This window comes from Mixta sp., assembly GCF_024610815.1.
Classification (GTDB): Bacteria; Pseudomonadota; Gammaproteobacteria; order Enterobacterales; family Enterobacteriaceae; genus Mixta; species Mixta calida.
Genome location: NZ_JANION010000218.1, coordinates 22,099 through 30,432 on the forward strand (window position 1 = coordinate 22,099; position 8,334 = coordinate 30,432).

Sequence of the window (8,334 nt, forward strand, 5' to 3'; positions counted from 1 at the left end):
TATGGAGCCAGATTGTAGGGAATTTACTGGCGCAAAAAAAGCATTCTGCGATTTTGTTAACAATTGATGCAAAAGGTTTAATCAATGGGCGTCGGGCGGCAGAAGGATCGGCGCATAAAAGATGAAGTAAGCGTTCAGGCTTAGATAAAACCCCCAAAATATCCGGTTTAAATCAGTCATGCTGGCTGCGGGCTGGCATGTTCTCCTGATTTTCAATGTTTTGCTTTGACAATCGCCTGCGCTTTTGCGAAAACATTGTGGGAAGCAGAGAATATTTGGGCTATGTGAACAGGGTTTCATACCACTTTTTACGTTTAATGCCGGATAAACTCAGCCTGTCATCCGTAATGACGCATGGTGTGGACAGACAGCATGCGTCATGCGGATGGGCGCTGCAACAGCAACAGGCTCTATGTCTTCACTTACGAAAGACCCTGCACAATGATTACGTTCAGGGTATGGCAGGTAAAGGGAAGGAATGAAGAGAGACAATAATAATGGTAGACAATAAAAAACGCCCCGGTAAAGACCTCGACAGAATCGACAGAAATATCCTGAACGAGCTGCAGAAGGATGGTCGCATTTCCAACGTTGAACTTTCCAAACGCGTTGGGTTATCGCCCACGCCGTGCCTTGAACGCGTACGCCGCCTGGAACGTCAGGGATTTATTCTCGGCTATACCGCGTTGCTCAACCCGCACTATCTTGACGCCTCGCTGCTGGTTTTCGTTGAGATTACTCTGAATCGCGGCGCGCCCGACGTGTTTGAACAATTTAACGCCGCTGTGCAAAAACTTGAGGAAACTCAAGAGTGTCACCTGGTTTCCGGTGATTTTGACTACCTGCTGAAAACCCGCGTGCCAGATATGTCCGCCTATCGTAAACTGCTGGGCGAAACCCTGCTGCGCCTGCCGGGTGTTAACGATACGCGTACTTATGTGGTCATGGAAGAGGTGAAGCAGAGCAATCGTCTGGTGATTAAAACGCGGTAACACAGGGCAGGTGCAAAACCTGGTGGTATTCGGTACACTCCTGTGAATTCATACAGGCACAGCGTCGGTTAGCCCGGCGCTGTTTCCTTCATAGTTTACAGGTACCTGGAGAGTTCTCTTGAGCCAGGAATATACAGAAGATAAAGAAGTGTCTCTTAAGCCGCTTAGTAGTGGTCGCCGTCTGCTCGAAGCGTTGCTGATTCTCGTCGCGCTCTTTGCTGTCTATTTGATGGTGGCGCTGGTTAGTTTTAATCCTTCCGATCCCAGCTGGTCGCAGACCGCCTGGCATGAACCTATCCATAACCTGGGCGGCAGCGTCGGCGCCTGGCTGGCCGATACGTTGCTGTTCATTTTTGGCGTGATGGCGTACGCCATTCCACCGGTGATTCTGGGACTGTGCTGGATTACCTTCCGTCAGCGCGATCGTCAGGACTATATCGACTATTTCGCCGTCGGCCTGCGCCTGATAGGGGTGCTGGCGCTGGTGGTGACGACCTGCGGCCTCGCGGCGCTGAACGCGGATGATATCTGGTACTTCGCCTCCGGCGGGGTGATCGGCAGCCTGGTCAGCAGCGCGATGGCGCCTTATCTGAACGGCGCCAGCGGAACGCTGGCGTTGCTGTGCATCTGGGCCGCCGGCCTGACGCTCTATACCGGCTGGTCATGGCTGACCATTGCCGAAAAAATCGGCGCGGTAGTGATGGGCGTGCTGACGTTCGCCAGCAACCGTTCACGTAATGACGATGCCTGGTATGAGGACGAGGAAGAAGCGCCTGCGCCGGTTATTAAGCGCATCGTGCAGCTTGAAGAAGAGGACGATGTGCTGTTGACGCCGCCGCGCAGGCTCTCCGCCACTGACGATATCGACGAGGAAGACGATCCGCTGTTTGCCCGCGCCGACGACGCCGTAGCCGCCGACCCGCAGCCGCCGACGTCTGGCGCGCCGTCACAGCCCGCCATTACTCAATCCGCAGCGGCGCCTGCGGCAGCTATGGTTCCGGCCAACGCTGCCGCAGCATCGGCGCTGGCGCAAACGGGCGCTGCCGCAGCTGCCTTGTCTCAGGCCGCTGCGCCGGTGGCGCAACCGACCCCGCCGTCTCAATCTGCCGCCGTTCAGCCGCCGCAGAACGCGACCTTTGGCGCGTCGTCTGCATCCGCAGCCTCTTCCACGCCGCAGCCGCAAATGCATCACGCCGTGCGGCCGGAAAGCGACAGCGCCGAGCCGCCGCTTTACCGGTTTGAAATGCCGCAGCAGACGCCCGCCGCCTTTACGCCGCACATTGAGGATGACGAAGGTCCTCAGATGGGGAACTGGCAGGAGGCGACGGCGTCAGCAACCGTTCAGAATGCCGCTGCTGCCGCCGCAGCGGGCGCCGCATCTTCATCGATGGCCGCGCCCTTTATGCCTGTCAGCGCGCCGGAAGAGAGCAATCCGCAAATCAAACAGGGCATTGGACCTGAACTGCCGCGCCCGAAACCGGTTAAGCTCCCTACGCGCCGCGAGCTGGCTTCTTACGGTATAAAACTGCCTTCTCAACGTCTGGCGGAAGAGAAAGCCCGCCAGGAGGCGCAACAACAGGCCGCTCCCCAGCAGGACGAGGAGCAGGCCGCAGCTCAGGAAGAGACGCAGTTGCGCGACGCCTTTATGGCGCAGCAGAAAGCGCGCTACGGCGAAGAGTACGCCAGCGAAGATGACGAAGGCGCATCAGAGCAGGCGGCGCTGGCGCAGCAGTTCGCCCAGCAGCAGCAACAGCGTTATGCGCAGCCGCAGCCTTCTCAAGCGGCGCCGTCTCAAGCGCAAACCGCGCTGACGCAGCCGCAAGAGCGCGCCTCATCGCCCTTTACTCAGCCAGCTGACGCTAACTCTCAGCCGCATCAGGATGAAATGACAGCGCCGCCGCGTGACATGACTGGCTTTACGCTTGACCCCGCCGCCGTTTTTGATTTTTCGCCGATGGAAGATCTGGTGGATGACGGTCCGGGCGAGCCGCTGTTTACCATTGCCGCCACGCCTGAGCCGGAGTTTCCGACTGACGAAGCGCAGTGGCAGCAGCCCGCTCAACGTGCCGAGCCGCATTATCACAGCGAACCGAACGTCGTGCCGGCGCCGCAGCCGACGGTTCCGCCAGCCGCAGCGCCTTCCGCCGCCTGGCAAGGCGAGCCGCAGGCTGCGTTTGCTCCAGCGGAACAGCCAAACGTATCGCAGCCGCACTATTCATCCGTGGCGGAACCGGGCGAACCGGAAGCGGAGCCTCAAAGCTCGCTGAGCGACAGCCTGATTCATCCGTTCCTGATGCGCCACGAGCAGCCGTTGCATAAGCCGACGACGCCGTTGCCGACGCTTGATCTGCTGACATCGCCGCCTGCGGAAGACGAGCCGGTGGATATGTTCGCGCTGGAGCAAACCGCCCGTCTGGTGGAGGCGCGTCTGGCGGACTATCGCGTTAAAGCGGAAGTGGTCGGCATCTCTCCCGGTCCGGTTATTACCCGTTTCGAGCTGGATCTGGCGCCGGGCGTAAAAGCCGCGCGTATCTCCAACCTGTCGCGCGACCTGGCGCGTTCGCTGTCGGCGGTCGCGGTGCGCGTAGTTGAGGTGATTCCCGGCAAGCCGTATGTCGGTCTTGAACTGCCGAACAAGCGCCGTCAGACCGTTTATCTGCGCGAAGTGCTGGACTGCGCCAGCTTCCGCGATAATCCTTCGCCGCTTTCTGTTGTATTGGGGAAAGATATCGCCGGTCAGCCGGTGGTAGCCGATTTGGCTAAAATGCCGCACCTGCTGGTGGCGGGCACCACCGGGTCGGGTAAATCGGTCGGCGTAAACGCCATGATCCTCAGCATGCTCTATAAAGCCACCCCTGAAGAGGTGCGCTTTATTATGATCGACCCCAAAATGCTGGAGCTGTCGGTCTATGAAGGCATTCCTCATCTGCTGACGGAAGTGGTTACCGACATGAAGGATGCGGCGAACGCGCTGCGCTGGAGCGTCGGTGAGATGGAGCGGCGCTATAAGTTGATGTCCGCTCTTGGCGTGCGTAACCTGGCGGGCTATAACGAGAAAATCGAGCAGGCAGAAGCGATGGGACGGCCGATCCCCGACCCGTTCTGGAAGCCGGGCGACAGCATGGATACCCTGCCGCCGACGCTGGAAAAACTGCCTTATATCGTCGTGATGGTGGATGAGTTCGCCGATCTGATGATGGCCGTAGGCAAAAAGGTGGAGGAGCTGATCGCGCGTCTGGCGCAGAAAGCGCGTGCGGCAGGTATTCACCTTGTACTGGCGACGCAGCGACCCTCGGTGGATGTCATTACCGGTCTGATTAAGGCCAACATCCCAACGCGCATCGCCTTTACCGTATCGAGCAAAATCGACTCGCGCACCATTCTCGATCAGGGCGGCGCCGAATCGCTGCTGGGCATGGGCGATATGCTTTATATGCCGCCGAACTCCTCGATTCCGGTGCGTGTTCACGGCGCTTTCGTGCGCGATCAGGAAGTGCATGCCGTAGTACAGGACTGGAAAGCGCGCGGACGCCCGCAATATATCGACAGCATCACCGCTGGCGAAGAGGGCGAAGGTGGCAGCCTGGGTCTGGAAGGCGATGAAGAACTGGATCCGTTGTTCGATCAGGCGGTTTCGTTCGTGGTGGAAAAACGCCGCGCCTCTATTTCTGGTGTACAGCGTCAGTTCCGCATCGGTTACAACCGCGCGGCGCGCATTATCGAGCAGATGGAAGTGCAGGGCATCGTTTCGCCGCCGGGCCATAACGGCAACCGTGAGGTTCTGGCGCCACCGCCGCACGAAATGTAATAAAACGGCTTTTGCGCTGTCAGAGAGTAAACGGGCCGGATTACCGGCCCGTTGTTTATTTAAGCACCAGACAGCGCCCGCCGCGGCGCTTTCAGCATATTCTCCTGTCGGGAAGCGTGTTGTCAGTCTAATGTGTAATAAGGCCGCCGCTTATTTGCGGGATAAAACGACTTAAAAGGAATCGGTAGTCATGAAAAAATTAGTACTTGCTTGCGGTTTGCTTTCAGCACTGACTTCAGCCGGCGCGCTGGCCGATGCCTCCAGTGAATTACAGCAACGCCTGGATAAGGTGAGCAGTTTCCATGCCAGCTTCAGCCAAAAGGTCACCGACGGCAGCGGGTCTAACGTACAGGAAGGCGAGGGCGAGCTGTGGGTTAAGCGTCCCAACCTGTTCAACTGGCATATGACCGCGCCCGATGAAAGCGTGATCGTTTCAGATGGCAAAACGCTGTGGTTCTATAATCCTTTTGTTGAGCAGGTCAGCGCCACCTGGCTGAACAGCGCCACCAGCAATACGCCGTTTATGCTGATTGCCCGCAATCAGCGCAGCGACTGGCAGCAATATAATGTCAAACAGCAGGGCGACATCTTTGAGCTGACCCCTAAAACCAGCGCGGGCAACCTCAAACAGTTTATGATTAACGTCTCTGGCAACGGCACTATTAATCAATTCAGCGCCGTTGAGCAGGATGGACAGCGCAGCAGCTACACGCTGAAAAGCCAGAACAACGGGCCGGTCAGCGCGGACAAATTTACCTTTACGCCACCAAAAGGGGTGACGGTAGACGATCAACGTCAGTGAGGTTGAGTTGAGTAATCTCTCCCTTGATTTTTCGACAGAGCAGTTTCAGCCCCTGGCCGCGCGCATGCGGCCAACTAAGCTGGAGCACTATATCGGGCAACAGCATTTGCTGGCGCCCGGTAAACCCTTAACGCGCGCCATCGAAGCGGGCCATCTGCATTCGATGATCCTGTGGGGGCCGCCCGGCACCGGTAAAACCACGCTGGCCGAGCTGATTGGCCGCTACGGCAATGCCGATGTTGAGCGCATCTCTGCCGTCACGTCCGGCATTAAAGAGATCCGCGAAGCCATTGAGCGCGCGCGCCAGAACCGTCAGGCGGGACGCCGCACGATCCTGTTCGTCGATGAGGTGCACCGCTTTAATAAAAGCCAGCAGGACGCTTTCCTGCCGCATATTGAAGACGGCACCATTACCTTTATCGGCGCCACTACCGAAAATCCCTCTTTCGAGCTGAATTCCGCGTTGTTGTCGCGTGCGCGCGTTTATCTGCTGAAATCCCTGACGACGGAGGAGATTGAAACGGTGCTGGAACAGGCGCTGACCGATAGTGAACGTGGTTTAGGCAAAGAGGATATCGACCTGCCGCCAGCTACCCGGCGCATGATTGCCGAGCTGGTTAACGGCGATGCGCGCCGTGCGCTGAATACGCTGGAAATGATGGCGGATATGGCGGAAAGCGATGCACAAGGTAAGCGCATACTGACCCCGCAACTGCTAAATGAGGTTTCCGGCGAGCGCGCCGCGCGCTTTGATAATAAGGGCGACCGTTATTACGATCTGATCTCCGCGCTGCATAAGTCGGTACGCGGTTCCGCGCCGGACGCGGCGCTTTACTGGTATGCGCGCATTATCACCGCGGGCGGCGATCCGCTCTATGTAGCGCGACGTTTGCTGGCGATCGCTTCTGAAGATGTCGGCAACGCCGATCCGCGCGCAATGCAGGTCGCCATTGCCGCCTGGGACTGCTTTACCCGTGTCGGTCCGGCAGAGGGCGAGCGCGCCATAGCGCAAGCGATTGTCTATCTTGCCTGCGCGCCGAAAAGCAACGCGGTCTACACCGCTTTTAAAGCGGCGTTGCGAGACGCCCGCGAAAAGCCGGACTTTGACGTGCCAGAACATTTGCGCAACGCCCCGACCCGTCTGATGAAAGAGATGGGACTCGGCAAAGCGTATCGCTATGCGCATGACGAACCGAATGCCTACGCCGCCGGAGAGGACTACTTTCCGCCGGAGATGGCGCAGACGCGCTACTATCAGCCCACCAGTCGCGGGCTGGAAGGTAAAATTGGCGAAAAGCTCGCCTGGCTGTCGGAGCAGGATCAAAATAGCCCGACAAAACGCTACCGCTAATTCAGACGTTGCGGTAAGGTTAGCGCAATAGCCAGGTGGACCCTGAAGGAACGCTTTGGTTCAACACCTTTTTTTAATCACAGTAAGCACAGGATAAGCATGCTCGATCCCAATCTGCTGCGTAACGAGCCAGACGCAGTCGCAGAAAAACTGGCACGCCGAGGATTTAAACTGGATGTGGAAACGCTCGTCTCGCTTGAGGAGCGTCGCAAAGTGCTGCAGGTTGAAACCGAAAATCTGCAGGCCGAGCGTAACGCCCGCTCCAAATCCATCGGGCAGGCTAAAGCGCGCGGAGAAGATATTGAGCCACTGCGTCAGGAAGTGAACGCCCTGGGCGAGCGTCTGGACAAGGCGAAAGCTGAGCTGGACGCGTTGCAGAATGAGATCCGCGACTTCTCTCTCGCGCTGCCTAACCTGCCGGCGGATGAAGTGCCGCTGGGTAAAGATGACTCCGAAAACCAGGAAATCAGCCGCTGGGGCGAGCCGCGCCAGTTCGATTTTCCGGTACGCGATCATGTCGATCTCGGCGAAATGGCGAAAGGCCTGGATTTTGCCGCCGCAGTGAAGCTCACCGGTTCACGTTTTGTGGTGATGCAGGGCCAGATTGCGCGTCTGCATCGCGCGCTGAGCCAGTTTATGCTCGATCTGCATACTCAGCAGCACGGCTATACCGAAACTTACGTGCCGTACCTGGTTAACCATGCGACCCTGTATGGCACCGGCCAGCTGCCAAAATTCGGCGAAGATCTGTTTCATACCCGTCCGCTGGAAGAAGAAGCGGACAGCAGCAACTATGCGTTGATCCCGACCGCGGAAGTGCCGCTGACCAACCTGGTGCGCGACGAAATCGTCGAGGAAGAGTCCCTGCCGATTAAACTCACTGCCCATACGCCTTGCTTCCGTGCCGAAGCGGGTTCCTATGGCCGTGATACGCGCGGACTGATCCGTATGCACCAGTTCGATAAAGTCGAGATGGTGCAGATCGTTCGTCCTGAAGACTCTATGCAGGCGCTGGAAGAACTGGTCGGCCATGCTGAAAAAGTGCTGCAGCTGCTGAATCTGCCGTATCGTAAAGTGCTGCTCTGCACCGGCGATATGGGCGCAGGCGCGGCGAAGACGTACGATCTGGAAGTGTGGCTGCCGGCGCAGAACACTTACCGCGAGATCTCATCCTGCTCTAACTGCCAGGATTTCCAGGCGCGTCGCATGCAGGCGCGCTGCCGCAGCAAGCACGACAAAAAACCGCGTCTGGTGCATACGCTGAACGGCTCTGGCCTGGCGGTAGGCCGTACGCTGGTCGCGGTGCTGGAAAACTATCAGCAGGCGGATGGACGTATTGAAGTGCCGGAAGTGCTGCGCCCTTATATGGGCGGCTTAACCA

At 58.0% G+C, this 8,334-nt stretch carries 5 protein-coding genes; all 5 read left to right on the plus strand.

Going from position 1 to position 8,334, the window contains the following annotated elements:
* Positions 1 to 497 precede the first annotated feature (497 nt).
* Positions 498 to 992: a leucine-responsive transcriptional regulator Lrp gene (lrp, locus tag MYY08_RS16665; RefSeq protein ID WP_017347019.1), complete on the plus strand. Its 495-nt coding sequence runs from the start codon at positions 498 to 500 to the stop codon at positions 990 to 992.
* A 118-nt stretch (positions 993 to 1,110) separates the two neighbouring features.
* A complete protein-coding gene (locus MYY08_RS16670) occupies positions 1,111 to 4,800 on the plus strand; it encodes a DNA translocase FtsK 4TM domain-containing protein (protein ID WP_288014997.1) in 3,690 nt (1,229 codons plus the stop codon).
* Between the two features lie 190 nt (positions 4,801 to 4,990).
* The gene (gene lolA / locus MYY08_RS16675) at positions 4,991 to 5,602 is read left to right on the plus strand and encodes an outer membrane lipoprotein periplasmic chaperone LolA (RefSeq protein ID WP_288014999.1); all 612 of its coding nucleotides are present in this window, start codon (positions 4,991 to 4,993) and stop codon (positions 5,600 to 5,602) included.
* A 7-nt stretch (positions 5,603 to 5,609) separates the two neighbouring features.
* Positions 5,610 to 6,953 (plus strand): replication-associated recombination protein A, encoded by a 1,344-nt coding sequence (locus tag MYY08_RS16680; protein ID WP_288015001.1) that lies wholly within the window; start codon positions 5,610 to 5,612, stop codon positions 6,951 to 6,953.
* 99 nt (positions 6,954 to 7,052) lie between these two features.
* Positions 7,053 to 8,334 (plus strand): serine--tRNA ligase (gene serS / locus MYY08_RS16685; protein ID WP_288015003.1); only part of this gene is annotated, 1,282 nt, incomplete at its 3' end.